Origin of the sequence: Caballeronia temeraria, assembly GCF_001544795.2 — a bacterium.
GTDB lineage: Bacteria > Pseudomonadota > Gammaproteobacteria > Burkholderiales > Burkholderiaceae > Caballeronia > Caballeronia temeraria.
In genome coordinates this window covers 259,343-282,657 of sequence record NZ_FCOI02000004.1, presented here as the reverse complement: position 1 = coordinate 282,657, position 23,315 = coordinate 259,343, and the positions used below count along the sequence as shown (strand labels likewise).

Annotated in this window: 22 protein-coding genes and 1 pseudogene; 6 read left to right on the top strand and 17 right to left on the bottom strand. The window is 63.6% G+C overall.

Going from position 1 to position 23,315, the window contains the following annotated elements; translation table 11 throughout:
• Positions 1-182: 182 nt before the first annotated feature.
• Together AWB76_RS08465 and AWB76_RS08460 are read right to left on the bottom strand one after the other, a co-directional pair.
• Positions 183-2,669 (bottom strand): hybrid sensor histidine kinase/response regulator, encoded by a 2,487-nt coding sequence (locus tag AWB76_RS08465; protein WP_244173267.1) that lies wholly within the window; start codon positions 2,667-2,669, stop codon positions 183-185.
• Positions 2,670-2,997: 328 nt separating this feature from the next.
• Positions 2,998-3,876: an SDR family oxidoreductase gene (locus AWB76_RS08460; RefSeq protein WP_061159851.1), complete on the bottom strand. Its 879-nt coding sequence runs from the start codon at positions 3,874-3,876 to the stop codon at positions 2,998-3,000.
• 105 nt (positions 3,877-3,981) lie between these two features.
• Here AWB76_RS08460 and AWB76_RS08455 point away from each other — a divergent pair, with 105 nt between their 5' ends.
• Complete coding sequence (locus tag AWB76_RS08455) at positions 3,982-4,833, top strand: LysR family transcriptional regulator (RefSeq protein WP_061159669.1); 852 nt, start codon at positions 3,982-3,984, stop codon at positions 4,831-4,833.
• Positions 4,834-4,836: 3 nt separating this feature from the next.
• On the opposite strand, the gene AWB76_RS08450 is transcribed toward AWB76_RS08455, so the two are convergent.
• Complete coding sequence (locus tag AWB76_RS08450; protein WP_061159668.1) at positions 4,837-6,174, bottom strand: aminotransferase-like domain-containing protein; 1,338 nt, start codon at positions 6,172-6,174, stop codon at positions 4,837-4,839.
• A gap of 99 nt (positions 6,175-6,273) precedes the next feature.
• Between AWB76_RS08450 and AWB76_RS08445 the strand changes: the two genes are divergently transcribed.
• A complete protein-coding gene (locus AWB76_RS08445; RefSeq protein WP_061159850.1) occupies positions 6,274-6,888 on the top strand; it encodes a DJ-1/PfpI family protein in 615 nt (204 codons plus the stop codon).
• Between the two features lie 10 nt (positions 6,889-6,898).
• Here AWB76_RS08445 and AWB76_RS43000 read toward each other — a convergent pair whose 3' ends face one another.
• Positions 6,899-7,024, bottom strand: a complete 126-nt coding sequence (locus AWB76_RS43000; protein ID WP_374729921.1) for a hypothetical protein — start codon at positions 7,022-7,024, stop codon at positions 6,899-6,901.
• A pseudogene (locus tag AWB76_RS42995) lies at positions 7,023-7,193 on the bottom strand (MFS transporter); the annotation flags it as partial. The gene AWB76_RS43000 and the pseudogene AWB76_RS42995, both read right to left, overlap by 2 nt.
• A 491-nt stretch (positions 7,194-7,684) precedes the next feature.
• Between AWB76_RS42995 and AWB76_RS08430 the strand changes: the two are divergent.
• Entirely contained in the window at positions 7,685-7,951 is a 267-nt protein-coding gene (locus AWB76_RS08430) for a hypothetical protein (RefSeq protein WP_061159665.1), read from the top strand.
• Here the strand turns inward: AWB76_RS08430 and AWB76_RS08425 are convergent, their stop codons facing one another.
• The 10 genes from AWB76_RS08425 to AWB76_RS08380 all read right to left on the bottom strand — a co-directional run bounded on the left by AWB76_RS08425 (position 7,952) and on the right by AWB76_RS08380 (position 18,783).
• Entirely contained in the window at positions 7,952-9,559 is a 1,608-nt protein-coding gene (locus tag AWB76_RS08425; protein ID WP_061159664.1) for an ABC transporter substrate-binding protein, read from the bottom strand.
• A gap of 85 nt (positions 9,560-9,644) precedes the next feature.
• Positions 9,645-11,282: an AMP-binding protein gene (locus tag AWB76_RS08420; RefSeq protein WP_061159663.1), complete on the bottom strand. Its 1,638-nt coding sequence runs from the start codon at positions 11,280-11,282 to the stop codon at positions 9,645-9,647.
• 12 nt (positions 11,283-11,294) lie between these two features.
• Entirely contained in the window at positions 11,295-11,690 is a 396-nt protein-coding gene (locus AWB76_RS08415; RefSeq protein ID WP_061159662.1) for a RidA family protein, read from the bottom strand.
• Complete coding sequence (locus AWB76_RS08410; protein WP_061159661.1) at positions 11,687-12,136, bottom strand: acyl-CoA thioesterase; 450 nt, start codon at positions 12,134-12,136, stop codon at positions 11,687-11,689. The genes AWB76_RS08415 and AWB76_RS08410 overlap by 4 nt, the downstream gene beginning before the upstream one ends.
• The gene (locus AWB76_RS08405) at positions 12,133-13,314 is read right to left on the bottom strand and encodes an acyl-CoA dehydrogenase family protein (protein ID WP_061159660.1); all 1,182 of its coding nucleotides are present in this window, start codon (positions 13,312-13,314) and stop codon (positions 12,133-12,135) included. Before AWB76_RS08405 ends, AWB76_RS08410 begins: the two co-directional genes overlap by 4 nt.
• Before the next feature lies 1 nt (position 13,315).
• The gene (locus AWB76_RS08400; RefSeq protein ID WP_061159849.1) at positions 13,316-14,167 is read right to left on the bottom strand and encodes an enoyl-CoA hydratase family protein; all 852 of its coding nucleotides are present in this window, start codon (positions 14,165-14,167) and stop codon (positions 13,316-13,318) included.
• 11 nt (positions 14,168-14,178) lie between these two features.
• Positions 14,179-14,739 (bottom strand): MarR family winged helix-turn-helix transcriptional regulator, encoded by a 561-nt coding sequence (locus AWB76_RS08395; protein ID WP_061159659.1) that lies wholly within the window; start codon positions 14,737-14,739, stop codon positions 14,179-14,181.
• Positions 14,736-15,497, bottom strand: coding sequence for an SDR family NAD(P)-dependent oxidoreductase (locus AWB76_RS08390; protein ID WP_061159658.1), 762 nt, complete (start codon positions 15,495-15,497; stop codon positions 14,736-14,738). Before AWB76_RS08390 ends, AWB76_RS08395 begins: the two co-directional genes overlap by 4 nt.
• A gap of 2 nt (positions 15,498-15,499) precedes the next feature.
• Entirely contained in the window at positions 15,500-17,884 is a 2,385-nt protein-coding gene (locus AWB76_RS08385; RefSeq protein WP_061159657.1) for a bifunctional salicylyl-CoA 5-hydroxylase/oxidoreductase, read from the bottom strand.
• A gap of 113 nt (positions 17,885-17,997) precedes the next feature.
• The gene (locus AWB76_RS08380) at positions 17,998-18,783 is read right to left on the bottom strand and encodes an IclR family transcriptional regulator (RefSeq protein WP_061159656.1); all 786 of its coding nucleotides are present in this window, start codon (positions 18,781-18,783) and stop codon (positions 17,998-18,000) included.
• Positions 18,784-18,910: 127 nt separating this feature from the next.
• Here AWB76_RS08380 and AWB76_RS08375 point away from each other — a divergent pair, with 127 nt between their 5' ends.
• Entirely contained in the window at positions 18,911-20,254 is a 1,344-nt protein-coding gene (locus AWB76_RS08375; protein WP_374729918.1) for an MFS transporter, read from the top strand.
• 4 nt (positions 20,255-20,258) lie between these two features.
• On the top strand, positions 20,259-20,705 hold the full coding sequence (locus AWB76_RS08370; RefSeq protein ID WP_061159654.1) for a type II 3-dehydroquinate dehydratase: 447 nt from the start codon (positions 20,259-20,261) through the stop codon (positions 20,703-20,705).
• A 57-nt stretch (positions 20,706-20,762) separates the two neighbouring features.
• Here the strand turns inward: AWB76_RS08370 and AWB76_RS08365 are convergent, their stop codons facing one another.
• Positions 20,763-21,899, bottom strand: coding sequence for a branched-chain amino acid ABC transporter substrate-binding protein (locus AWB76_RS08365; protein WP_096031268.1), 1,137 nt, complete (start codon positions 21,897-21,899; stop codon positions 20,763-20,765).
• A gap of 242 nt (positions 21,900-22,141) precedes the next feature.
• Here AWB76_RS08365 and AWB76_RS08360 point away from each other — a divergent pair, with 242 nt between their 5' ends.
• Complete coding sequence (locus AWB76_RS08360) at positions 22,142-22,693, top strand: sugar O-acetyltransferase (RefSeq protein WP_061159653.1); 552 nt, start codon at positions 22,142-22,144, stop codon at positions 22,691-22,693.
• Here the strand turns inward: AWB76_RS08360 and AWB76_RS08355 are convergent.
• Entirely contained in the window at positions 22,688-23,305 is a 618-nt protein-coding gene (locus tag AWB76_RS08355; RefSeq protein WP_061159652.1) for an HAD family hydrolase, read from the bottom strand. The genes AWB76_RS08360 and AWB76_RS08355 overlap by 6 nt on opposite strands.
• Positions 23,306-23,315: the final 10 nt, after the last annotated feature.

Here is a 23,315-nt window from a genome sequence, read left to right as displayed (position 1 = left end):
GATCGCGGGCGCGGTGCCGGTGATGCGTGTCGACGAACTTCTCGAAGACAGCGACTTTCTCGCCGATGTGCTCTCCGCCGCCCGCGACGCGAACGGCGCGTTCTGGCCGGTCGTGAAGCTGCCTTACCGGCTGACGAAAACGCCCGCGCGGGTGCGCGCGGTGCCGGGCGCGCCGCAACCCGTCAGACGCGTCCCGCCAGCGCCAGCACGCGCTCCAGATCCGGAAGATCGACCGGTTTGACGAGATGCGCATCGAAACCGGCGGCGCGCGTGCGGGCCATGTCTTCGTCGGAGCCGAGACCCGTCATCGCCGCGACGATCACATGCTTGCCGCCGGGCTTGTCCGCATCCTGGCGCATGCGGCGGATCACGTCGAAGCCCGTCATGCCGGGCATCGACAGATCGAGCAGCACGACCTGCGGACGCGACGCATCGAACGATTCGAGCGCGTGCGGGCCGTCGTACGCGGCGCGCGCGTTGTGGCCGAGCATGTCGACGAGCAGCGTCATGCTGTCGGCGGAATCGCGGTTGTCGTCGACGACGAGCACATCGAGCTGGCGCCCCGCGACGGCGGCCGGTTTCCCGCTCGACGGCGCGCCGCTCGCGGGCGGCTCGGCCAGCGGCAGCCACAGCGAAAACGCGCTGCCTCGTCCCGCGCCGCCGCTCTTCGCCTCGACGTGCCCGCCGTGCAGCTCCGCGATCGCGCGCACGAGCGTGAGGCCGATGCCGAGTCCGCCTTCGTCGGCATGCGCGCCCGGCGGATGCTCCTGCACGAAGAGATCGAACACGGTGCCGAGCGCCTCGGCGGAAATGCCGCGGCCTTCGTCGCTCACGCGCACCATCGCCGTGCCGCCGCGCGGGCCGACTTCGAGCGTGATCGTCGAACCATGCGGGCTGAATTTCGATGCGTTGTTGAGCAGATTGTTGAGCGCCTGCACGAGGCGCGTCGGATCGCCGTTGACGAAAAGCGGCTGGCCGCCGTCCTTCACGTCGATGCGTTGCCCGCGCTCGTCGAACGACGGCTGGCTCGCCTCGACGCTCAGATGCACGACATCCGCGATATCGACGATGCCGGTCGTCAGGCGAATCTTGCCGGAGCTCACGCGCCCGGCTTCGAGCAGATCGTCGACGAGCTTGGTCAGATGCGCGAGCTGACGGTCGACGATCTGGCGGCTGCGGATCACGTCGGGATCGTCGGACGATGTCAGCTTGAGGATGCTCACCGCGTTGCGGATCGGCGCGAGCGGATTGCGCAACTCGTGACCGAGCAGCGCCAGAAACTGGTTCATGCGGCGGCTCGACGCTTCCAGTTCTTCGAGACGCCGCCGCGCGGTCATGTCGCGCGTGATCTTGACGAAGCCCTGCGGACCGCCGTTATTGCCGGGCAGCGCGCTCAGCATGACGTGCGCCCAGAACTCGGAGCCGTCCTTGCGCACGTGCCAGTCCTCGTGCTCGATGCGGCCGCGTTGTGCGGCGAGCGCGAGATCGTCGCTGGGGCGGTCGCGGCCGTGCTCGTCGGAGGTATAGAAAAGCGCGAAATGCCGGCCGATCGCCTCGGCCGCCGTGAAGCCGTAGATGGCGCGCGCGCCGTCGTTCCAGGACCGCACGTAGCCGTTCTGATCGAGCATGCAGATCGCGTAATCGCTCACCGAATCGATCAGCAGGCGCAGCCGTTCGTTTGCCTCGTTCGCGATGTGCCGGTCGGTGATGTCGTGCACGAAACATGCGAACTGGCGCTGGCCTTCGTACCAGACTTCGCTGATCGTCAGCTCGGCGGCGAACTCGCTGCCGTCGCGGCGCAACGCGGGCAGCTCGACGCGCCGGTTGATCATGCGCGCCTCGCCGGTGGCGAGATAGCGCGTCAGGCCTGTGCGATGCCCGTCGCGAAGGCGCTCGGGCACGATATACGACGCGAGTTCGCGGCCGGCCACCTCGTGCTGTTTCCAGCCGAAGAGCGTGCACGCGGCCTCGTTCCAGTCGACGACCATGCCGGCTTCGTCCATCGACACGAACGCGACGTGCGCGTTGTCGAGCACGGTCTGACGCCGGCGCATGGCGTCGGCGAGCTTTTTTTCGTATTCGATGCGCAGCGACGACTCGATGGAAAGATCCGCCGCGACGCTGGCGTTTTCCTGCAAGAGCTTGCGATTTTCCTGCCCGATTTCCTCGCGCGCGATGGTCTCGGCGATGCACGCGCAAAACGCATCGAGAATGCTGATGTCGGATTGCCCGAAATAATCGACTTCGCCGGAAATGAGCTTCAGCACGGCGACCGAGCGGCCCTCGTAGACGACGGGCGCGACGACCATCGATACGGCGCCGACCGCCTCGCACGCGGCGCGATCGACGCGGTGGTCCGTTGCCGAATTGCGGCAGATGAGCGCCTGCTGGCGGGTGATGCAAAGCCCCGAGAGGCTGCCGGAGGTAGGCAACCGAACGCCGATATGCGCCGCCGCCGCGCCGCTCGCCGCGCGATATAAAAGCTCCTCGCCCTCGATCCATTCCACCACGGCGGACGCGACGCCCGCGACTTCTCTCAGCGTGTCGGTGACCTTTTGCAAATAGGCGGAAAGCGGAAGCCGCGAATGGGCGAGGCTGGCGAACGTGGCGAACCATCGCTGGAAATGCGCCTGACGCTTATGTTCCGCCTTGATTTTATTTTCAGGCATCGAGGCCGCGTATTGAGTCCGCATAAAGGAGTTTCAATCAATGGACGGCGATGGATCATCGCGGAAGTATCGGGATTTGTCGGAATATTGTTTTCAGTCGAGACATAAATATAACGGCAAACGTTTGCGCTTTCGGAGAAATTTTCGGGGCGGATTAATGAGCGCGCGGCTGGGCGGATCGCAGAGCGCTCCGATTTCTGCTTCAGTATTAATTCCGTGTCGGAGGCAGTATTTTCGGTAAATTCGCCGTTTCTCTGTCGGGCTGGCATTGGCCAGAAAGAAAATCAGCCGCGAGGCGGCTGATTTATTTCGCTTGTTTATCGACGGATTATTGGTGCTTCCATTCACGCGCGGCATCGGCGGCAAAATCCCGATACGAACGCGGCGGGCGGCCAAGCAGCGTGCTCAGACGCCGCAGTTCTTCTGCCGACGCCACCGCGCCATCCTGCTGATAGCGCTGCATCATGAGGCGCATGTCGTAGGCGAGCCATTCCGGGCCGGCGCTTTTCATGCGCGCTTCGAGCGCGTCGAGATCGTCGCCGCCATAGCGGATTTCGCGTTGCAGCGCGTCGCGCCAGATCGCCGTGATGCTGTCCGCCGTCAGCGCGTCCGGGCCGACGAGTTCGTACGCCTCGCGCGGCAAAGACGCGTCGCTGCGTTCGCGGCGCAGCAGTTCGCGCGCGGCGGCATCGCCGATATCGCGGGTATCGACCATCGAAATACCTTTTGCGCCGATCGGCATGCCGTACACGCCGTGCTGCATCAGCGCGTCCTTCAGGCGGATGTCATTCTGCATGAAGTAGGCGGGGCGCAGGATCGTCGCGGGCAGATCGCAATGCTCGATCATGCGTTCGACGGTGTGCTTGCTGGTGAAATGGGGCACGTCCGTGTAGGCGTCGCCCTGGAACACCGAGAGATACACGATGCCCTTCACGCCGGCCTCGCGCGCGATGCTCATCGCCTGCAGCGCTTGCGTGAGTTCATCGGCGGCGTTCGGCGCGAGCAGAAAGAGCGTGTCGATGGCTTTCATCGCCTCTCGCAGCGTGCCGATTTCGTTCAGATCGCCTTTTACGGGCGTCACGCCCGCCGGAAGATTCGCGCGCTCCGGATTTCGCGTCAGCGCGCGGATCTGCGCGCCGCTGTCCTTCAAATGGTCGAGAACCTGCGTGCCGATGACGCCAGTGCTACCTGTCACGAGAATAGTCACGTCGATCTCCTTGGATGCGTTGATGACAGTCGTTACGATATGCGTTCCGGTTTCGAGCCGATAGACCAAGGTTCGAGACGCGTCGTCTCATCGATGGAACGAGTCATGGACCTTACCGCGCTCACCGATTTCAACGCCGTCGCGCTGCACGGCGGTTTCGGACCCGCCGCACGACAGACGGGCCGTCCGAAAGCCACGCTTTCGCGGCGCGTCGCGGAGCTGGAGCAGAGCCTCGGCGTGCGGCTGATCGAGCGCGGCTCGCGGATGCTGCGGCTGACCGAAGAAGGCCGCGCGCTGCACGAAGGCACGCGCGGCCTGCTCGCCGAAATCGACGATGCCGGCGAAGCGATTCGCTCGCGCGCGCCCGTGCCGAGCGGACGATTGCGGGTGAGCGCGCCGATCGTGTTCGCGCACGTCGTGCTGCCGCACGTCGCGTCGCGGTTCGCGGCGGCTTATCCGCAGGTCGAACTGGAAATCGTCGCGGAAGATCGCGTCGCGGACCCGGTGCAGGACGGCTACGACCTCGTGATCCGCATCAATCCGGACGCCGACGAATGGCTGGTCGGACGACGCATCGCGACCGACCGGCGCGTGCTGGTCGCCGCGCGCGGCTTCACCTTCGACGAAGCAGCATCTTCCCTGCCTGCCGTCGTGCTTGCGCGGGAGAGCAGCGTTGTCTGGCGGATTCAGAGCGACGACGGCCGCGAGCGTTCAATCACGCCGCAAGCGGTGCTGCGCCTGTCGTCGTTGCTGATGGCGCGCGAGGCGGTGCTCGAAGGCGCGGGCGCGGCGCTGTTGCCGGGCTTGCTCGTGGAGCCGGATATCGCGGCGGGACGGCTCGTCAAGCTTGGGGCCGATGCGGGGCCGTCGGTGGAAATCTGGGCGCTTTACAGCTCGCGGCGGTTGTTGAGCGCGAAAGTGCGGGCGTTTTTGGATGTGTTGCGGAGGGTGGAGTGACGCTCAATACGCATACCTCCCCACCACCTCCGCCACGCGCCCCAACGCGTCGGCCAGCGTCGTCACATCCACCGATCCGAGCGCCAGCCGCAACGCATGCGGCACCTGCGCCGCGCTGCAAAACGGCTCGGCCGTCGACACCGAAACGCGCTCCTCCATCAGCGCCGCCGCGATGCGATCCGCGCGCACGTCCTCGGGCATCGGCAGCCAGACGAAGTACGAAGCCGGATGCGCCACGCGCTTCAATCGCCCCAACGCGTGCGCCGCGATGACCTGCCGCATCGACGCATCCGCGCGCTTCTCCGCCTCCAGCCGCTCGACCGTGCCGTCTTCCAGCCAGCCGCACGCGATAGCCGTCATCACGCCCGGCGTGTTCCACGTCGTCACCCTGATTGCGCGCTCGATCTTCGGCACCCATTCCAGCGGCGCGACGACATAGCCGACGCGCAAACCCGTCGCCACGTTCTTCGAGAAACCGGACACGTACACCGTGAGTTCGGGCGCGATGGCCGCGAGCGGCGGCGGGGCATCGTCGGCGAGAAAGGCATAGGCCGCATCTTCGATGATGAAAAAGCCATGCTTGCGCGCAAGCGATGCCAGTTGCCTGCGGCGCGTCGCCGTCATCACCCAGCCGAGCGGATTGTGCAGCGTCGGCATCGTGTAGATCGCGCGCACGCGGCGGCGCTTGCACAACGCAGCGAGCGCGTCCGGGTCGGGGCCCGTGCCCGACGCCGGCACAGGCGCGAGCTCGATCCGGTGCGCTTCTGCCAGCAGTCTGAAGCCGGGATAGGTCAGCGCGTCGACCGCGACGACATCGCCGGGTTTGAGCAGCGCCATGACTGTCGTGGCGAGGCCGTGCTGCGCGCCATCGACGATCATCACGCGATCCGCGCTCACATCGAGACCGCGGCGCGCGAGATGACGGGCGACCGTCGCACGATCGCGCGCGCGTCCGCCGTGCGGCTGATAGCGCAACAGCGCTTCGAGATCGCCCGCTGACGACAACTGGCGCAACGCATTGCGCAGCAATTCCGCCTGACCGGCCAGCGCCGGATAGTTGAAATTCAGATCGACCATGTCCGCGGCGATGGCGACCTGATCGATGCCGAGTTCGCGCGCGAGCGTCGTTTCCTTCACGAAGGTGCCGCGTCCCGTTTCGCCGCTGACGAGACCCATCGCGTTGAGTTCGGCATATACGCGCGTCGCGGTCACGATGCCGAGCCGCTCGCGCGCGGCCAGTTCGCGATGCGTCGGCAGGCGCTCGCCCGGCTTCAGGCGGCCGGAGCGAATGTCATCGACGAATCTGTCGACGATCTGCTTGTAGCGCGGCGGTTTCGGCATGATCGCGAGCCCCGGATGTATCCATGACAATACTTTGATTGTATTCGTTTGCCGCCGTAGCATGCGCTCATGCGTTCCATGCGCGGAAAGGAGAACATCATGCATATCGCCATTCTCACGTTCGAGGGCTTCAACGAGCTGGATTCGCTGATCGCGCTCGGCGTCCTCAATCGCGTGAAAAAGCCTGGCTGGAAGGTGTCGATCGCGTGTCCGTCGGATGAAGTGCGTTCGATGAACGGCGTCGTGCTGAAAGCGCAAGCCACGCTCGAAGACGCCGCGCATGCCGATGCGGTGATCGTCGGCAGCGGCATGCTCACGCGCGAAGTCGTCGCCGATGCGTCGTTGATGGCGCGCATCAGGCTCGATCCCGCGCGTCAGCTATTGGCCGCGCAATGCTCGGGCACGCTCATTCTCGCGAAGCTCGGGCTGCTTCAGGATGTGCCCGCCTGCACGGACCTGACGACGAAGCCGTGGGTCGAGGAAGCCGGCGTGCGCACGCTCGATCAACCGTTCGTCGCGAACGGCAATGTGGCGACGGCGGGCGGATGCCTCGCGTCGCAATATCTCGCGGCGTGGGTGATCGCGCGGCTCGAAGGCGTCGAAGCGGCGCGCGACGCGATGCACTACGTCGCGCCCGTCGGCGAGAAGGAAGTCTATGTCGAGCGCGCGATGCGAAACATCACGCCGTATCTCGACATCGCGACCATCGCTTGAACGAAGCGCGTCACGCGCGCTTCTTGTGCGGCAGCGCGTCGCGCTCGCGCTTGCCCGCCGGCACGACCTTCAGCTTCTTGCGCGTGAGGGCGAGCGCTTCGGCCTTCGTCGCGACGCACGGTCCCGAGCCGAGCAACGGCTCGCGCGCCGTAACGAATGCGCGTCGGAAAGAGCGCGGGCAGCGACGACGGCATCACGCCGGTGAACGTCGAAAGCAATGCGCCGAGCATCATCATGCCCGCGAAAATCGACGGGACCGTGCCCATGCGGATCAGCGTCAGCGCGGGAATCGACAGCACCAGGAGAAAATCGCCCAGCGTGAGATGCGGAGACGATTTGCTTCGTGCGTTGCGCTCGTGCGAGGGGCTCAATTGTCTCACTCCTGATTTTCGCGGCGAACACGAGGAACGGCGATGTGTTCGCGCAGAAGGCCGCCGATGTGGCGCGCGGCCCTCGGCATGATGGTTTATCGGAGTGTGCGGATCGCGGCGCGTGTCTGCCTTCGCTCACGCGTCTGGAAATCGGTGGAAAACGACATGCGCGGCTTTGCATCGTCGGATCGGATCGAACAGGCAGGGCGCAAGCGTTGGCCGTCTGCCGACATTCGCCCGCTTCGCCGATGATCGCGCATCGCCGCGAAGCCCGTTGTTTTCAAGGCTCGCAGCGAATCAGCGCGTGATTGGCACAGGCCGTGCATTGATTCGAGCGGGCGCGATGCCGTCGGCACAATGATTTCATTCCGGGAACCGTGTCGACAGATCGCGCCTCTTTTTATCGACGAATTCACGGGGTTGCCATGAAAGCGAAGACCATCGGCGTTGTTCTTGTTGCGAGCGCGGCGTTGTCGGCCGTCTCTGCGTTCGCGGACGAGTGCAGCTCGGACGCGCTGCACTCGCGCGATGCGCACGACAAGCCAGCCGTTCATGCGATGAACACGGCACATCGCACGAACGATGTGCCCGATGCCGGCACGTCCGCCGTGGGCGGCGACGATACGTACCGGACGCAATCGGGCAAGCGCGAGCAGCACGACAGCATCGATGCGTCGTATCGCGGGGGGTGATCAGTCGAGCGTAATGCCGTCGAACCGATGCCCGCCCAGCGGGCTGATCAGATACCCGTGCACGCGCTTCGAGATCGGCTGGAAGATATTGGCGTGCGCAAGCGGCGTGTACGGCACCTGATCCTTGAACACCACCTGCGCTTCTTCATAGAGCTTCGTGCGCGCGTTCTGGTCGGTGACGAGGCGCGCTTTCGCGAGCAGATCGTCGAACTGCTTGTTGCACCACTTCGCCACGTTGCTGCCGTGTACCGCGTCGCAACCGAGCGTCGTGCCGAGCCAGTTGTCGGGATCGCCGTTGTCGCCGAGCCAGCCGTAGAGAATCGCATCGTGCTCGCCGTTCGTCTTCGCGCGCTTGTTGTACTCGGCCCATTCGTACGTGACGATATTCGCCTTCACGCCGATCTTCGCCCAGTCCGATTGAATCAGTTGCGCCATCAGACGCGCATTCGGGTTGTAGCCGCGCTGCACCGGCATGGCCCATAGCGTGATCGTGAAGCCGTTCGGAAAGCCGGCTTCCTTGAGTAGTTCCTTCGCCTTCGCGGGATCGCGCGGCGCATCTTTCAACGCCTTGTTGTAGGACCATTGCGACGGTGGCATCGGATTCGTGGCGATGGCCGCCGCGCCTTCGTAGACCGTCTTGATGATCGCCTGCTTGTCGATGGCCATGTCGAGCGCGCGGCGCACGGTCACGTTGTCGAGCGGTTTGTGCGTCGTGTTGTAGCCCACGTACGCGACGTTGAAGCCGACGCCCGACAGCACCGCGAGCTTCGGGTCCTGCTTCGACGCGGCGATATCGGCGGGACGCGGAAACGACGTCACCTGGCACTCGCCGCTCGACAACTTCTGCTGACGCACGGCGGCGTCGGGCGTGATCGAGAAGACGAGCTTGTCGATATGCACGTCTTTTCTGTTCCAGTAAGCCGGGTTCGCGTCGTAGCGGATCGTCGCATCCTTCTGATAATCGCGGAACACGAATGCGCCCGTGCCCACGGGTTTCTGATTGAGATCTTCCGGCTTGCCCTGCTTCAGCAGTTGCGCGGCATATTCGGCCGATACGATCGATGCGAACTCCATCGCGATGTTGCGCACGAACACGACATCCGGCGTCTTCAACGTGAAGCGCACGGTGGTGTCGTCGAGCTTCTCGACGGAGGCGATGTTCTTGTCATAACCGAGATCGGTCAGATACGGAAAGCTGACCGGATGCGCCTTCTGGAACGGCTCGTTCGGATCGATCATACGCTTGAACGTGAACACGACATCGTCCGCATTGAAGTCGCGCGTGGGCTTGAACCACGATGTCGACTGGAACTTCACGCCGCGCCGGAGATGGAACGTGAAGGTCTTCGCATCCGGCGACTCGTCCCACTTCTCCGCGAGACCCGGCACGAGATCGAGCGTGCCGCGTTTGAATTCGACGAGCTGATCGTAGACGGCATGCGCGCCCGCATCGAAGTCCGTGCTCGTGGTGTATTGCGCGGAATCGAAACCGGCGGGGCTGCCTTCGGAACAGAACACGAGCGTCTTGTTCGCCGCCGATGCGGCCTGCGAAGTCAACGCGATTGAAGCAAAGAGGGAAACGGCAAGAAGTCGATGCGTCAGAACCATTTTTCTTGTTTGCTCGGAAGAGTGGGCAAGCCGCCTTGCGGCGGGCGTGAACCGTACTCTACCAAGCAAACGTATTGCGAGCTTGCTACATCGAACGCAACGCGAAGCGCTTGAGCTTGCCCGTCTCGGTGCGCGGCAATGCGTTGAGAAAGGCCACGACGCGCGGATACTTGTAAGGCGCGACGTTGCGCTTGACGTACTCCTGCAATTCGGCGATGAGCGTATCGTCGCCCGTGAAACCGGGATTGAGCACGACGAATGCTTTGACCAGTTGCCCGCGTGTTTCGTCGGGCACGCCGATCACGCCGCATTCCGCCACCGCTTCGTGCTGCATCAGCACGCTTTCCACTTCGGGTCCGGAGATGTTGTAGCCCGCCGATACGATCATGTCGTCGGCACGCGCCTGATAGAACACGTAACCGTCTTCATCGATCACGACGGAATCGCCGGGCAGATTCCAGCCGTCGCGCACGAACTTCGACTGACGCTCATCGGCGAGATAGCGGCAGCCCGTCGGCCCGCGCACCGCGAGCTTGCCGATCGTGCCGGGCGGCACGGGCTGCATCGCATCGTCGACGGCCTGCACGATGTAGCCCGGCACCGCGCGCCCGATTGCATGATCGCGCACGTCCGCGGCCGCCGACGAAATGAAGATATGGATCATCTCCGTGCCGCCGATGCCGTCGATCATCTCGATGCCGCTCGCTTCGCGCCAGAGCGCGCGCGTGGAATCGGGCAATGCTTCGCCCGCCGATACGGTCTTCTTCAGGCTCGATACATCGAAGCCCGCGATGAGCGGCGCCATCTGCCGATAGAACGTCGGCGCGGTGAACATGATCGTCGCGCGATAGCGTTGCACGGTTTGCAGCAGCGTGCCGGGCGTGAGCTTTTCGAGCAACACCGTCGATGCGCCCACGCGCAGCGGAAAGCACAGCAGGCCGCCGAGACCGAACGTGAATGCGAGCGGCGGCGTGCCGCAGAACACATCGTCGGCGGTGGGCTTCAGGATGTGTCGCGGGAACAGATCGCACATCGCGAGCACATCGCGATGAAAATGCATGCAACCCTTCGGCGCACCGGTCGTGCCGCTCGTGAACGCGATGAGGCACACGTCATCGGCGGCGGTATCGCAAGCATCGAAATGATCGGGCTTGCTTTGCGCGAGCGATTCGAGCGAACCGGGCGCGTCGTCGTGAAACGTGAGGACTTGCGCGAGCGCTTCGCAATGGAAGTCGTCGCCCTTCGTCGCGCAGCGTGTGAGTTCATCGGTCAAGCGCACATCGCATAGCGCCGCCGATATCTGCGCCTTGTCGATGATCTGCTTCAACTCCTTCGCGCGCAGCAGCGGCATGGTCGGCACGACGACGAGACCCGCTTTCAACGCCGCGAGAAACGCAACGGCCATCTGCAAGGTATTCGGTCCGCGCAACAGCACGCGATTGCCGGGACGCAGGCCCATTTCATCGACGAGCACATGCGCGCTGCGATTCACGAGCGCGTGCAACTCGCGATAAGTCGTTGCATGCGGCTCGCCGTTCGCATCGGACCAGATCGCGATGCGATCGCCGTGGCCGCGTTCGATCGCGCGATCCAGCAGCTCCGTCGCGCAATTGATGCGCGCGGGATAAGCGACGTCCGCATTGTCGAGCATGAGCACCGGCCATTGTTCCGGCGGCGGCAGATGATCGCGCGCGAATGTATCGACGTGTGCTGAGCGTTCCATCGTGCCCTCCGCTTAGTCGGGGATAACAGCCGTGGCTTCGATTTCCACTAGCGCATCATCTTCGATGAGCGCGACGACCTGCACCGCGCTCATCGCGATGTCGTAATCGCCAATCAGCTCGCGGAACGCCGCGCCGATTTCCTTCGCCGCCGCGAGATACGCGCGCTTGTCGGTCACGTACCACGTCATGCGCACGAGATGCTCGGGTCTGCCGCCCGCTTCGCGCAGCACGGCGACGATGTTGCGCAACGCCTGCGCGGCCTGTGCGCCGAACTCGTTGCTGACGAAGCGCGCCTGTTCATCCCAGCCGATCTGTCCGGCGATAATCACCTGCGTGCCGCGCGCCGTGACGCCGTTCGCGTAGCCGCGCGGCTTGATCCAGCCCGAAGGCAGAAGCGTCTTTTTCATGAGCGTGTCTCCTCTTGCAATGTGCGGCTCGTGCCCGGCGCGAATTGCTCGATCGCATGCGCGATGTCGCCGGGAATGTCGATCGATTTGCCGTCGTCGAGCGATGTCGTCACGAGAACCTGCTTCGCGCGAAAGCGCACTTCGCCATCGCAATGACACACGATGTCGATGCGAATCGAGCGCTGTCCGACGGAATCGACGGCAAGCGACAGCGTCACCCTTTCGCCCATGCGGCTCGGTCGCGAGAAGTCGCAATTGAGCTTGACGATGGGCAGCCCGACGCGGCGCTGCGAAATCATCCGCGCGTAGCCGATGCCGAGTGCGTTGTCGAACCAGTCTTCGACGAGCATGTTCGTCATCACGAGATATTGCGGAAAATAGACGATGCCCGCGGGGTCGCAGTGCGCGAAGCGAACGCGCATGGGCATATCGAAGGTTCGCGTCATCGTTGCTGTGCTCCGTGCGCTTTAAGCAGATCACGCCCGACGATCAGTTGCTGCACTTCCGTCGCGCCTTCATAGATGCGCAACGCGCGTATCTCGCGATAAAGCGACTCAACAGCCGTGCCGCGCTTCACGCCAAGACCGCCCCATAACTGCACGGCTCCATCGATCACCTGTTGCGCACCTTCGCTCGCATGCCACTTCGCCATCGCGGCTTCGCGCGTGACGCTTTCGCCCTGATCGCGCAGCCACGCGGCGCGATAGACGAGCAGCGCGCTCGTGTCGATGGTCAACGCCATCTGCGCGAGCTTCGCCTGCGTGAGCTGAAAGTCGCCGAGCGTCTGGCCGAACATCTTGCGCGATGCGGCGCGATCGAGTCCTTCCTGCATCGCGTGGCGCGCAAAGCCGAGCGATGCGGCCGCGACCGATGTCCGGAAGATGTCGAGCGTGCGCATCGCGATCTTGAAGCCTTCGCCCGCGACGCCGAGCATCTGGCTGCGCGGCACGCGCGCATGGTGGAAGGAGAGGCGCGCGAGCGGATGCGGCGCGATCACGTCGATACGTTCGGTGATTTGCAGGCCCGGCGTATCCGCATCGACGATGAACGCGCTGATGCCGCGCGAACCCGGCGCTTCGCCCGTGCGTGCGAACACGACATAAAAATCCGCGATGCCGCCGTTCGAGATCCACGTCTTCTCGCCATTCAGGATGTAGACGTCGCCATCGGTGCGTGCATTGAGCGACATCGCTGCGACGTCGGAGCCTGCTTCGGGTTCCGACAACGCGAACGCCGCCAGTGCGGTGCCGCTCGCGACGCGCGGCAAATAGCGCGCTTTCTGTTCATCGGTACCGGCAAGCGATATCGCGCCGGAGCCGAGGCCTTGCATCGCGAAGGCGAAGTCCGCGAGGCCGTCGTGCTTTGCGAGCGTTTCGCGCAAGAGGCACACGGCGCGCGTATCGATCGTATCGTTCGATGCACCGTAGCGTGTCCCGCCGATGCAATGCCTGAGCCATCCCGCGTCGCCGAGCATGCGCACGAGGCGCTTGCAGGCGGCGTCGGTATCGGTGTGATCGACGTGCTTCAGATGCTCGCTCGCCCATGCATCGACGTCACGCGCGAGTTGGCGATGCCGTGGCTCGAAGAAGGGCCAGGCGAGTGCGCTATGCGGATCGGCGGTCAAGTCAGTCTCCTTCGAACACGGGACGCGTCTTCGCGGCGAACGCGCGATAGGCGCGCTCGAAATCGCGCGTGCTCATGCAGATGGCTTGCGCCTGCGCTTCGGATTCGATCGCTTCATCGATGCTCATGCTCCATTCCTGATGCAGCATCTTCTTTGTGATGCCGTGCGCGAAGGTCGGACCCGCGACGAGATCGGAGGCGAGTTTGGCGGCTTCGTCGAGCAGGGATTCGGGCGTGCAGAGGCGGTTGTAGAAGCCCCATGCGTAGCCTTCATCGCCGGTCGCGGCGCGGCCCGTGAAGAGCAATTCCGAGGCACGCCCCTGGCCGATGATGCGCGGCAGAATCGAGCACGCGCCCATATCGCAGCCCGCGAGACCGACGCGCGCGAAGAGAAACGCGAGCTTGCTGCGCGCCGTGCCGAGACGCATATCCGACGCCATCGCGAGGATCGCGCCCGCACCGGCGCAGACGCCATCGACGGCGGCGATGACCGGTTGCGGACAATGGCGCATCGCCTTGACGAGGTCGCCGGTCATGCGCGTGAAGAGCAGAAGCTCGGGCATCGGCAGATCGATGAGCGGCGCGATGATTTCATGGACGTCGCCGCCGGAGCAGAAGTTGTCGCCCGCGCCGTGGATCACGACGGCCTTCACATCGGTCGCATAGGCAAGCTGGCGGAACAGATCACGCAGTTCCGCATACGACTCGAACGTCAGCGGGTTCTTGCGCTCGGGCCGGTTCAGCATGATGGTCGCGACGCCGTTCGTCACGGACCAGCCGAAGTGTGTCGCGCGATAGTCCGAGAGCGTGGTGCGATTGCCGGCGAGAAGCGCGTCGGCGGCGGATGAGGTCATCGCCATCTCCTTTAATCCTTCAGCGTGTTCATCAGATGCTGCTTCAGCTTGCCGAGCCGCTGATGCGTCTGCGATTTCTCGTTCAGTTCGAGGCCGCCGAACATCTCGACGACCCATTGCTCATGCGCGGTCGCCATCTTGTCGAACGCGGCGCGGCCTTGCGGCGTGAGACGCACGCTCGTCGAGCGGCGATCGTTCGGATCGGTATAGCGCGATACGAGTCCTTCCTTTTCGAGCTGGTCCGTGATGCCCGTCACGTTGCCGCCGGTGACCATCATGCGGCGCGACAGCTCGGTCATCTTCAGGCCTTCCGGTTGGCGTTCGAGCTGCGCCATCAGATCGAAACGCGGCAAGGTCGTGTCGAACTCGGTACGCAGACGCTTGCGCAATTCCGTTTGCACGAGGTTGGTCGTCGTCAGCATGCGCAGCCACAGACGCAGGCCCATATGGCTGTCGGCGCCCGTGCTCATTTCCAGATCGACGACGTTCTCCGCCGGCTTCTCGATGCCCTTGCGCGGCGCTTTTTGCTCCGTCGCGACAAGGCTCTTCTTCTTGCCTGCAATGTTGCTCACGTGACTTCTCCACCTGATACGGATATCGACTGGCCGTTCATCGCAGCGGAACCGGGCGCGCACAGCCACAGCACGGCGCTGGCGACTTCTTCCGGTTGTACGAAACGGCGTTGCGGGTTGTTGCGCACGAGCGCATCGCGCGCGTCCTGTTCGCTGCGCGCGGTCTTCGACATGATCTGATCGAGCGATGCACGCAGCAGTTCGGTTTCGGTATAGCCGGGGCAGACGGCATTGACCGTGACGCCTTTGGTCGCGACTTCGAGCGCGAGCGCGCGCGTGAGACCGATGACGCCATGCTTCGCCGCGCAATACGCCGCGACATACGCATAGCCGATCTGTCCCGCCGTGCTCGCGACATTCACGATGCGGCCATAGCCGCGTTCGAGCATCGATGGCAACGCGGCGCGCGTGCAGAGAAACACGCCGGTCAGGTTGACGTCGAGCATGCGTTGCCACAGCGCCGCATCGGTGTGCGTGAAAGGCGCGGCTTGCGCGTGGCCCGCGTTGTTCACGAGGATATCGGCGGGACCGGCGCGCGAGAACGCTTCTGCGACGGCGGCTTCATTCGTTACGTCGACGCTGATGCACGCGACATCGCCATTAGCGCGCATCGCGTCGCGCTGTGCTTCGAGGCGCGCGAGATCGCGACCCATCAGCGTGATGCGCGCGCCCGCTTGCGCAAGCGCCTCTGCGCACGATGCGCCGATGCCGCTGCCTCCGCCCGTCACGATGGCGTGTTTGCCGGCGAGCGCTGTCATGATCAGACCGTTCCTTCGGCGCGTTGCGCGCGTTCTTGCGGCGTGAGGCGCGCATTGTCGGCGGCCATCGCGCGTTCGCGTTCGAGATTGCGTTCCAGTTGCGATTTCGCGGCCGCGTATTGCTTCGGCCAGGTCACATCGAAGTAACCGATCTTCGCGGCTTCGTTCAATGTCCACGACGGATTCGCGAGATGCGGACGCGCCACCGCGCACAAGTCCGCGCGTCCCGCCGCGATGATGCTGTTCACATGATCCGCTTCCGATATCGCCCCGACCGCGATCGTCGCGATGCCCGCTTCATTGCGGATGCGATCCGCGAACGGCGTCTGGAACATGCGGCCATACACGGGTTTTTCTTCCTTGCTGACTTGCCCCGACGATACGTCGATCATGTCGGCGCCCGCGGCCTTGAATGCGCGTGCGATCTCGACGGCATCGTCGGGCGTCGTGCCGCCATCGACCCAATCGTGCGCCGAGATGCGCACGGACATCGGCTTGTCTTGCGGCCAGGCGGCGCGCATCGACTTGAATACTTCGAGCGGGTAACGCAGGCGGTTTTCGAGCGAGCCGCCGTATGCGTCGGTGCGATGATTCGTGAGCGGCGACAGAAAGCTCGACAGGAAATAGCCGTGCGCACAGTGCAACTCGAGCCAGTCGAAACCCGCTTGCGCCGCCATTTCCGTGGCGCGCACGAATTGCGCTTCGATCTCGCGCAACTCGTCATGCGATGCTTCGCGCGACCATTGGCTCACACCTTGCAGATACTGTTGCGGCGATGCGGAAACGAGCGGCCAGTTGCCGTCCGGAAGCGGCTGGTCGATGCCTTCCCAACTCACGCGTGTCGATGCCTTCGCGCCCGCATGGCCGAGCTGCATGCCGATCTTCGCGTCCGACTGAGCATGCACGAAATCGACGATGCGTTTCCACGCGGCAAGATGTTCGGGCGCATACATGCCCGGACATCCCGGCGTGATGCGCGCTTCGGGCGATACGCAGGTCATCTCGGTCATCACGAGGGCGGCGCCGCCCATCGCGCGTGCGCCGAGATGCATCAGGTGATAGTCGCCCGCGATGCCATCGACGGCGGAATATTGCGCCATCGGCGAAACGACGATGCGGTTTTTCAGCGTGATGCCGCGGAGTTTGAACGGCGTGAACATCGGCGGAACGGAACGTTGTTGCGCGCTGCGTTCGATGCCCGCGCGCGTGGCAAGCCAATCTTCGAACGAGGCGAGATAGTGCGCGTCACGTTCGCGCAGATTTTCATGCGAGATGCGTTGCGAACGCGTGAGCAGCGAATAAGCGAACTGCTCGGGCTCGAACGACGCGTAACGGTCCACATGCTCGAACCATTCCGTTGAATTGCGCGCGGCGTTCTGGATGCGCAAGACATCGACGCTGCGCACTTGCGTGTAGTGTGCGAGTGCGCCTTCGAGATCGCCATCGCGCTTTGCAAAAGCAGTGTCGATGCTGTTCGCGAGTTCGATCGCATCTTCGAGCGCGAGCTTCGTGCCCGAGCCGATGGAGAAGTGCGCCGTATGCGCGGCATCGCCCATCAACACGACGGGCGTGCGCTGGCCTTGCGCGCCTTCGCGCCAATGCACCCATTCGCGATTTACGACGCGCGGAAAGCGAATCCACTGCGCGGAGCCGCGCAAGTGCGTGGCGTTCGAGATGAGTGCGTGGCCGTCGAGATACTTCGCGAAGAGCTTTTCGCAGAACGCGATGCCGTCTTCCTTGCTCATGTCGGCGAGGCCGGCTGCGCGCCATACGCGTTCGGGTGCTTCGACGATGAACGTCGACGTGTTGTCATCGAAACGATATGCGTGCGCCTGAAACCATCCCCATTCGGTCTTTTCGAACGCGAACGTGAACGCGTCGAAGCACTTGTGCGTGCCGAGCCACACGAAGCGGCAGTCGCGCATGTCGATATCGGGCTGATACGTCGATGCATATTTCTGCCGGATCGCGCTGTTCAGGCCGTCGCTCGCGATGATGAGATCGGCGTCGTAGTCGTCGTCGTTCGTGACTTGCGTTTCGAACACGAGCTTCACGCCGAGTTCTTCGCAACGCGCTTGCAGAATATTCAGCAGACGTTTGCGGCCGATGCCGCAGAAGCCGTGACCCGACGAACGCACCGTGCGCCCGTTGATGTGAACGTCGATGTCGTCCCAGTGATTGAAGGCATCGAGAATGGCGCCGGCGCTTTGCGGGTCGGCGGCGCGCAAGTTGCCGAGCGTCTGATCGGAGAAGACGACGCCCCAGCCGAACGTGTCGTACGGACGGTTTCGTTCGACGATGGTGATGTCGTAAGCGGGGTGGCGGCGCTTCATCAAAAGCCCGAAATACAGGCCCGCCGGGCCTCCGCCGATGCAGACGATGCGCATGCTTGCTCTCCGACTGATGTCTTCCGTGTCGATAATTTAGGTTTAGATAGTTTAGATGTCAAGCAAAATTACGGAGCGGAGCAGGGCGCGGTTGCCATGCGATGGAGGCAGTCTTATCCCTTGCCGAGCGGCGGCCGGCTCGGGAATCCGGCCATGTTGCTCAACTGGGCCAGTTCATTCGCGGCTTCGCGCAGCAGCACCGAGTATTCGTGAATCTTTTCGGCCGTCAGGCGTTTTCGCGGACCGGCCAGGCTGATCACGCCGACGCAACGCGAACCGCTCACCACGGGCGTCGCCACCGCCGACATGCGCGGGGCAAACACCTCGTCGATCATCGCGTAGCCGCGCACACGCGCCGCATGCAGAAAACCCAGCAACGCTTTGAGGGTGGTCGGCGCATTGGGGCCGAACTCGTTCGGCTGTCCGAAGCCCTGCTTCAGGACGAGCGCGGCGGCTTGTTCATCGGTCATCGTCATGAGCCACGCGTGTCCGGTCGACGTGCATGACAGCCGGGCCGCCTGGCCCATGTCGGGATCGTAGCGAAAGCCGGTGCGCTGTCCGTCCGCCTTTCCGACCCAGATGATCGATTCGCCGTCCACCAGAGAGAGCCGCGCCAGTTCGCCCGTCCGCGCAGCGACGCGCTCGATGATCGGCTGGGCGATATCCGCGATGCCCGTCAGGCTCAGGAATTCCAGCCCGTTCGACGTCATGCGCATGGTCAGGATGTAGCGGCTGTGATCGACCAGTTGCCTGACATAGCCGCTTTCGACGAGATCGGCGAGCAGGCGATGGCATGTGCTGCGCGGCAGGCTCAACGCGTCGGCAATGGCGACGAGGCCCGCGCCTTCACCGTGCGAGGCGAGGAAATCGAGAATTTTCAGACCGTTTTTAAGCGACATTTCGCGTCGATTTCGTCATGTGAAATGCAGTTCCGCTCCGGAACGCCCCGCTTTTCAAGCGCAAACAATAGCACTTGTTCGCAGCCGGAAACGAACGCTTCACACTACCTAAAATACTGGAGACATCATGTCAGTTCCTGCTGACTCAGACATTGCCGCGGGCGAACGGTCCGCGCAGGCTCACTCGATGGCGCGTCGCGCGGTGGCCGGCGCCACCGTCGGAACGGCGCTGGAATGGTTCGACTTCGCGTTGTACGGCGTGGTCGCCGCTACGATCTTTCCGAAGCTGTTTTTCCCGTCGCTCGACCCGACCGCTTCGCTGCTCGCGTCCCTGGCGAGTTTCTGGGCCGGGCTTGCGGCACGTCCGCTCGGCGCGGTGATTTGCGGCATGCTCGGTGATCGCTGGGGACGCCGCAATCTGATGCTGATAACGGTTTCGGTAATGGGCGCGTCGTCGTTCCTGATGGGACTGCTGCCCACCTATCAGCAAGTCGGCATTCTTGCGCCGGTCTTGCTCGTGTCGCTGCGCATCGTTCAGGGTTTTGCGCTCGGCGGCGAATCCACGGGTGCACAGTTGATGGCGGTCGAACACGCGTCCGCGACAAAACGCGGGCTGTATTCGGGCCTGCTCGGCATTTGTTCGCCGCTCAGTCAGATCCTCGCCAATTTCGCTCTCTTTGCGTTGTCCAGTTCGCTTTCAGCCGATGACTTCGAATCGTTCGGATGGAGAATCCCGTTCCTCGCGAGCTTCGTGCTCGTGCTGCTGGGCATCTATATCCGCATGAAGGTCAGCGAGACACCGGCCTTCGAGGCGCTCAAGAAGAAGGGCGAAGGCGCACGCGCCGCCAATCCGCTCGGCATCGTCTTCAAGTTTCACTGGCGAACCGCGCTGCGCCTGACGCTGTTCTTCTGCGGCCCGGCTGCGCTGTTCTATCTGATCGTGGTGTTCTCGCTCAGCTATCTGACGAAGAACCTCGGCGTGCCCAAGCAGACCGGCTTCATGCTGCTGATGGTCGCGAATGTCTGCGCCATCGTCGGCGCGCTGGCGGGCGGCTATCTGAGCGACCGGATCGGCCGAAGAGGCGCGCTGATGATCGGCTCGTTCTGCACGCTGGTCTGCTGCCTGATCTACTTTCCGATCCTCAACCAGCACTCGATCGTCATGACGATGGCCGTGATGGGCGCCTTCCTCGGCTTCACGCAATTCCAGAGCGGCATCCAGCCGGTGTGGTTCGCCGAGTCGTTCCCGACCGAGGCGCGTTACACGGGGTCCGCGCTGTCGTACTCGGGAGCCAATCTGCTGACCGGCGGGCCGATGCCTATCGTTGCCGTGGCGCTGCTCAACGCCTTTCATGGCTCGCCGTGGGCCATCGTCGCTGTCTGCGGTTCGCTGAACCTGCTCTCCTTCCTCATGATCGCCACGTCGCGGGAAACCAAGGACATGGCCCTCGAACGTAGCGCCACACACTGACACCATGACTCGCAAACTCTATATCCTCAATGGCTCCAACCTGAACATGCTGGGCGCGCGGGAGCCGCATATTTACGGCACGACGACGCTCAAGGACATCGAACAGAACTGTCTCGCGCTGGCCGAGGATCTCAAGTTCGACTGCGCGTTCCGTCAGACCAACAGCGAAAGCCAGTTGATCGAATGGATTCAGGAAGCGTTCCTGCAGGACGCCGCGCTGATCATCAACCCGGCCGGCTTTTCGTTCGGACGGATTCCGGTGCTCGACGCGGTCAAGCTGATCCGCCGCACGGTGGTGGAGTTGCACATCACGAACATTCACCGGCGCTCCGAGGAGTATCGTCACTCGACGATCTCGGTCGCGGCAACCGCGGTGATCTGCGGGGCTGGCGCGAACGGCTACCTGCTGGCGATCCGCGCGGTCGACGATCTTTGGGGCGGCGAGCGCTGATACATCAAATTCGGAATCCGAACGATATCGAGGGGCGGCGCGGGTGGACGCGTTGACCTACTTCTCCGCCCCAATCGTCGTTACCGGCTGCCACTTCATCGCCTTGACCTGATAGAGCGTCGATGTCGGGTTGTTCAGATCGCCGTATTTATCGAACGAGATATGACCGGTGATGCCGTTGTACTGAATCGTGCGCAGCGTTTGCATGAATACGGCGGGCTTCACCGAATTCGCCTGCTTCATCGCTGTGATGGCGAGCCACGCGCAGTCATACGCAAACGGCGCATAAGTCAGCGTATCCGCGCCGAAGCGCTTCTTGAATTTCTGCGCGAACGCGCGGCCTTCGGGCAATGAATCGACAGGACGCCCATACTCCCAGGCCATCGCGCCTTCCGCCGCGCTTCCGGCCGAGCTGATGAACACGCTATCCGCAATCCCGCCGCTTCCGACGAACTGCGCGCGGATGCCGAGCTGCTTCATGCGCTTGACGATCAGCCCCGCCTGACCATCGAGTCCGCCGAAGTACAAAAGGTCGGCATTGGCGGCCTTGATGTTCGTCAGTTGCGCATTGAACTCGACGGCTTTGTCGTTGGTGTATTCCTCCGATACGACCTGGCCGCCCGCCGCCTGCACGGCCTTCCTGAACTCTTCGACCGCGCCTTGCCCGAAGGCCGTGCGGTCGTCCATGACGGCGATGCGCTTCGCTTTCGTGACCTTCACGGCATAGGTGCCGGCGTTGCCGGAATTCTGTGTGTCGGTCGCGATGATGCGGAACACGTTGTTCAAGCCCTGACGTGTGATCGTCGGATTGGTTGCGGCCGGATCGAGCAGCGGGATGCCGGCGCGTGCGAAGATCGGCGAGGAGGGCAACGCGACGCCGGAGTTGTAGTAACCGACGACGGCGACCACGCCATCGTCGACGAGCTTCTGCGCCACCTGAACGCCGATGCGTGGATCACCCTGATCATCGACGGATGCGAGCTCGAACTGAACCGGCTGCCCTTCGATCTCGATGTGCTTGGCGTTCGCCTCTTCGATGGCGAGCCGCACGCCGTTCTCCAGATCCTTGCCGTTCGATGCACTGATGCCGGTAAGCGGCGCCGACAGTCCGATCCGGACAGTTTGCTGGGCGCCTGCGACGAGCGGAGCCACGCAGAGCGCGGACGCCGCGAAGAGGGAAACGAACGTTTTCATGACAGAGCACTCCATCAAAGGAAGGTCATACGCGTTAGCCAGCATCGCGGGCGTTTGCGGAACGCGGGCCTGAAAGCCCGTCACTCGGCGTGCTATACCGTGAATGTCTCCGGACAAAAAAGGTTTCGGTACGTATTTTCTGTCCAATCCGGGCGTTTCGTATTCGGGTTAAATACTTAGCCCCGCCGTGTGTGAACGATTGTTCGGCGACTTGCCGATCGATGATTTCAAAGGACTTGCAGATGACTCGAACCGAAAAGGACAAGATGCTGGCCGGCGAGTTGTACACCGCCAACGACGCTGAAATTCAGGCCGATCAGGCGGCGGCCCGTGCGTGGATGGCGCGCTTCAACGGCGCGATCGACATGCCGCTCGCCGACAGGTATCAGCTCATGAAAGAACGGTTCGCGGCCGTCGGACCGGACGCGATGGTGCGCCCGCCGTTTCATTGCGACTACGGCTACAACATCAGTCTCGGCGCGGGCGTGTTCATGAACTACGGCTGCACGATTCTCGACGTCGTCGCGGTGGAAATCGGCGACATGACGCAGATCGCGACGGGCGTGCAGATTCTGACCGCCGATCATCCCCGCGATCCGGCCGTTCGCGCGACCGGTCTGGAACTGGGCCGGCCCGTGCGGATCGGCCGTAACGTGTGGATCGGCGCGGGCGCGATCATCCTGCCGGGCGTGACGATCGGCGATGACGCGTTGATCGGCGCGGGCAGCATCGTCACGCGAGATGTGGCGGCGGGCGCTACCGCCGTGGGGAACCCGGCGCGCGTCCGGTCATAGAAGGCCCAGGCGTTCGAACTCGCTTTCGAGCGCCTCGGCGTTGTCGAACGTGTAGCCCAGCAGCCCTGCATCGACTGCGCCGCGCACGTTGGCTTCGGTGTCGTCGATGAAAAGCGTTTCGCTTGGCCGCGCGCCGATTTCCTCCACGCAGCGAACGTACGTCTGCGGCGCGGGCTTCGTCGCACCGAAGGACGCGGACGAATACACCGCCTTGCCGAACAGGCGATCGACGGCAGGATTGAGATAAGCGAGATGATCCGTGACCAGGTGGCAATTGTTGGTCAGGATCGCGATCGCGCGGGACTTTTGAAGCTGCCCGGCGAGCGCGAGCGTCCGCTCGTTCGGCGTAATCGATGCGCGCCGCGACGCGAGCCACTCGTCTTTGCCGAGCGGGTAGTTCAGCATCGCGCCGAGCGTAGCGAGATATTCCGCGTCGTCGATGATCCCCGCATCGGCGCGCGCTTCGAGACCCGAGCCCCAGATCGCATGACGCACTGCATCGGGCGTGCAATGCGTGGTCGCCGCCAGATGCGCGACGCGGGCCTCGCGGTCGTAATGCGTCAGCACGCCTTCCATGTCGAAAAGGACGAGAGAGATATCGACGGTGGTCATGTCCGGTGTC

Excerpts from the sequence above, each read along its gene's own strand:
- AWB76_RS08465 (WP_244173267.1), bottom strand. The coding sequence starts at position 2,669 with ATGCCTGAAAATAAAATCAAGGCGGAACATAAGCGTCAGGCGCATTTC.
- AWB76_RS08455 (WP_061159669.1), top strand. The coding sequence starts at position 3,982 with ATGGACCTTACCGCGCTCACCGATTTCAACGCCGTCGCGCTGCACGGC.
- AWB76_RS08450 (WP_061159668.1), bottom strand. The coding sequence starts at position 6,174 with ATGCCGAAACCGCCGCGCTACAAGCAGATCGTCGACAGATTCGTCGAT.
- AWB76_RS08445 (WP_061159850.1), top strand. The coding sequence starts at position 6,274 with ATGCATATCGCCATTCTCACGTTCGAGGGCTTCAACGAGCTGGATTCG.
- AWB76_RS08430 (WP_061159665.1), top strand. The coding sequence starts at position 7,685 with ATGAAAGCGAAGACCATCGGCGTTGTTCTTGTTGCGAGCGCGGCGTTG.
- AWB76_RS08425 (WP_061159664.1), bottom strand. The coding sequence starts at position 9,559 with ATGGTTCTGACGCATCGACTTCTTGCCGTTTCCCTCTTTGCTTCAATC.
- AWB76_RS08420 (WP_061159663.1), bottom strand. The coding sequence starts at position 11,282 with ATGGAACGCTCAGCACACGTCGATACATTCGCGCGCGATCATCTGCCG.
- AWB76_RS08415 (WP_061159662.1), bottom strand. The coding sequence starts at position 11,690 with ATGAAAAAGACGCTTCTGCCTTCGGGCTGGATCAAGCCGCGCGGCTAC.
- AWB76_RS08410 (WP_061159661.1), bottom strand. The coding sequence starts at position 12,136 with ATGACGCGAACCTTCGATATGCCCATGCGCGTTCGCTTCGCGCACTGC.
- AWB76_RS08400 (WP_061159849.1), bottom strand. The coding sequence starts at position 14,167 with ATGACCTCATCCGCCGCCGACGCGCTTCTCGCCGGCAATCGCACCACG.
- AWB76_RS08390 (WP_061159658.1), bottom strand. The coding sequence starts at position 15,497 with ATGACAGCGCTCGCCGGCAAACACGCCATCGTGACGGGCGGAGGCAGC.
- AWB76_RS08385 (WP_061159657.1), bottom strand. The coding sequence starts at position 17,884 with ATGCGCATCGTCTGCATCGGCGGAGGCCCGGCGGGCCTGTATTTCGGG.
- AWB76_RS08380 (WP_061159656.1), bottom strand. The coding sequence starts at position 18,783 with ATGTCGCTTAAAAACGGTCTGAAAATTCTCGATTTCCTCGCCTCGCAC.
- AWB76_RS08375 (WP_374729918.1), top strand. The coding sequence starts at position 18,911 with ATGTCAGTTCCTGCTGACTCAGACATTGCCGCGGGCGAACGGTCCGCG.
- AWB76_RS08370 (WP_061159654.1), top strand. The coding sequence starts at position 20,259 with ATGACTCGCAAACTCTATATCCTCAATGGCTCCAACCTGAACATGCTG.
- AWB76_RS08365 (WP_096031268.1), bottom strand. The coding sequence starts at position 21,899 with ATGAAAACGTTCGTTTCCCTCTTCGCGGCGTCCGCGCTCTGCGTGGCT.
- AWB76_RS08360 (WP_061159653.1), top strand. The coding sequence starts at position 22,142 with ATGACTCGAACCGAAAAGGACAAGATGCTGGCCGGCGAGTTGTACACC.
- AWB76_RS08355 (WP_061159652.1), bottom strand. The coding sequence starts at position 23,305 with ATGACCACCGTCGATATCTCTCTCGTCCTTTTCGACATGGAAGGCGTG.